This is a genomic window from Pseudomonas sp. 05N36 (assembly GCF_056397385.1).
This window is the reverse complement of record NZ_JBFTNH010000042.1, coordinates 7,501-10,304: the sequence shown is the minus strand read 5'-3', so window position 1 is coordinate 10,304 and position 2,804 is coordinate 7,501. Positions and strand designations below refer to the sequence as shown.

Here is a 2,804-nt window from a genome sequence, read left to right as displayed (position 1 = left end):
AGCGGGCAGTTGCCGCCTTGTGCGGCAGCCAGGTCGATGACCACCGAACCGGGTTTCATCTGCGCCACGGTTTCAGCGCTCAGCAGCACTGGTGCCTTGCGGCCGGGAATCAGGGCGGTGGTGATGACGATGTCGGCCTGCTTGGCGCGTTCGTGCACGGCCAGGGCCTGACGCTGCATCCAGCTGGCCGGCATGGGGCGTGCGTAACCGCCGACACCGACGGCACATTCGCGCTCTTCATCGGTCTCGTACGGGACGTCGACGAACTTGGCGCCGAGGGATTCGATCTGTTCCTTCACCGCAGGGCGCACATCGGACGCTTCAATCACCGCGCCCAGACGCTTGGCGGTGGCGATCGCCTGCAAGCCTGCCACGCCGGCGCCGAGGATCAGCACGCGCGCGGCCTTCACGGTGCCCGCGGCGGTCATCAACATCGGCATGAAGCGCGGATAGTAATGGGCGGCCAGCAACACGGCTTTATAGCCGGCRATRTTGGCCTGCGAGGACAGCACATCGAGGCTCTGCGCGCGGGAAGTGCGCGGCGCGGCTTCCAGGGAGAACGCGGTAATCCCGCACTCGGCCAGCTTGGCAATGGTKTCATTGCTGAACGGGTTGAGCATGCCCACCAGCACGGTGCCGCGTTTGATCAGGGCCAGTTCGCTGTCGCTGGGGGCGACGACCTTGAGAATCAGCTCGGGTTGCAGCAACCCGCGTTTCACCGGTCTGGGTTTCGAGAGGAACACCAATGTGCACGTCAAATCTCCTGCTTGATCTTATTGCTTTCGATCATTCTTGGAAGGCCAGCGCACTGCGGAGGGTGCGACTGGGGCGGCCGATCAGCACGCCCCCGCTGTATTTCGGGCGGGGCGCGGCATTTTGCAGGCGAACTTTGTGCCCTTCAAGGGATTATGACGGGTGACGGAAAATTAACTACAAGTCACCCTGTGACCGAATGTCGCAAGTGACCGCCTAAATCCCTTGTAGGCCGTGCCTTGTAAGGATTTCTGTCGAAATCCAGGAAATTACACATCGGCGCTGTGAATGACGCGGCATTGCTTTGAATCAGGGCCGCAAAGCCACGCCGTTAGGCGCTTGTGGGACGATTGTGCCTCCTGAAGGTACAGTCTGCTGAAATGCGACAAATACTTATATCTGTAGTGCTTTGATTTTGCTGACTACGAGGTCAGTTTATGGCGGATAAGCCCTGCCCTTCTAGGTTGTAGTTATGTGCCTGGTTAACCAGCCAATCGCGAAATGCGCGTAAAGAGGCTGATTCGACCTTCCGCTCAGGAATCATCAGGTAATAGGCCTTGATGCTCGACAGGGCCTGAGGGTTGGCAATCACCAGTCGTTTCTCCGCCAACTCACGCTGAATCAGGAACGGTGGGATCAGTGCAATACCCATGTCATGCATCGCCGCCTGAGCCAGCATGGAGAATAGCTCGTAACGCGGACCTGTCATGTCGCGGGGGACATTCAGGTGCTGTGAGTCGAACCACTGGCGCCAGGCGTAAGGGCGCGTGGTCTGCTGCAGCAGCGGCAGGTCGGCAATCATTTCGGCGCTCAGGTGCGTGTGATCACCGAGTAATCCCGGGCTGCACACCGGCATCGGATTTTCGCCCATCAGCCTGTGGGACTCGGTACCGGACCAATCGGCATCACCAAAGTAAATCGCGGCGTCAAAATCGGTGTCGGCAAACAGAAAAGGTCGTGTGCGGTTGGTCAGGTTGACCGTGGCTTCCGGATGTTGTTGCTGAAAGTCTTTGAGTCGTGGCAGCAGCCATTGAGTGCCGAAGGTCGGGACGACTGCCAGTTCGATGACGTTGGCGCCCTGCTGGCCCATCACCGACAGCGTGTCCCGTTCAACGGCATCCAGCTGGGTTGCAATGCGTCGGCTGTAGGAAAGCCCCGCTTCGGTCAGCTTCACGCCGCGTCGTGAGCGTCGGAACAGTTCAACACTGAGGAACTCCTCCAGGCTGGCGATCTGTCGGCATATCGCTCCTTGAGTCAGCGATAACTCTTGAGCGGCCTTGGTAAAGCTCTCATGACGGGCTGCCGCTTCGAAGCTGATCAGTGCAGCAGTGCTGGGTATCTTCCTGCGCATGTACGGCAACCTCACTAATGGTTTGCATATATGCCGTTTCAGGCCATTACGGAGTGAGAAATTAGCACAACAGTATGCAAAATCCTCGTTTGTCCAATGCGTCAGCGGCGCCTAGGATCAGTCCACGATATTTGACCAACTTCGCGAGGACTCTCTCATGGCCGGTAAAGCTAGCTTCAACTGGATCGATCCCCTGCTGCTGGATCAACAGCTCACCGAAGAAGAGCGCATGGTGCGCGACAGCGCTGCCCAGTTTGCTCAGGGCAAGCTGGCGCCACGTGTTCTGGAAGCTTTCCGTCATGAGAAAACCGACCCGGCGATCTTCCGTGAAATGGGCGAAATCGGTCTGCTGGGTGCGACCATTCCTGAGCAGTACGGCGGCAGCGGCCTGAACTATGTCAGCTACGGCTTGATTGCCCGTGAGGTTGAGCGCGTCGACTCCGGCTATCGCTCGATGATGAGTGTGCAGTCTTCGCTGGTCATGGTGCCGATCAACGAGTTTGGTACCGAGGCGCAGAAGCAGAAATACCTGCCGAAACTGGCTACCGGTGAGTGGATTGGTTGCTTCGGCCTGACCGAGCCGAACCATGGTTCCGATCCGGGTTCGATGATCACTCGTGCACGCAAAGTGGAAGGCGGCTACAGCCTGACCGGCAGCAAGATGTGGATCACCAACAGCCCGATCGCTGACGTATTTGTG

2 protein-coding genes and 1 pseudogene (1 of these 3 running past the window's edge) are annotated in these 2,804 nt (G+C 58.6%); 1 reads left to right on the top strand and 2 read right to left on the bottom strand.

Going from position 1 to position 2,804, the window contains the following annotated elements:
* Both AC1DIH_RS28020 and AC1DIH_RS28015 read right to left on the bottom strand, forming a co-directional pair.
* Positions 1 to 753: pseudogene (locus AC1DIH_RS28020) on the bottom strand (Rossmann-fold NAD(P)-binding domain-containing protein); the annotation flags it as partial.
* 430 nt (positions 754 to 1,183) lie between these two features.
* Complete coding sequence (locus tag AC1DIH_RS28015) at positions 1,184 to 2,104, bottom strand: LysR family transcriptional regulator (RefSeq protein WP_477774069.1); 921 nt, start codon at positions 2,102 to 2,104, stop codon at positions 1,184 to 1,186.
* 157 nt (positions 2,105 to 2,261) lie between these two features.
* Here AC1DIH_RS28015 and AC1DIH_RS28010 point away from each other — a divergent pair, with 157 nt between their 5' ends.
* Positions 2,262 to 2,804: the 5' end (the start) of an acyl-CoA dehydrogenase gene (locus tag AC1DIH_RS28010; RefSeq protein ID WP_477774068.1), read on the top strand. 639 nt of this gene lie beyond the right edge of the window; the window shows 543 of its 1,182 coding nt (coding positions 1-543); it begins with the start codon at positions 2,262 to 2,264; the stop codon falls past the right edge of the window.

What these genes read in the sequence shown, in the direction of transcription:
- AC1DIH_RS28015 (WP_477774069.1), bottom strand. Translation starts at nt 2,104, where the DNA reads ATGCGCAGGAAGATACCCAGCACTGCTGCACTGATCAGCTTCGAAGCG.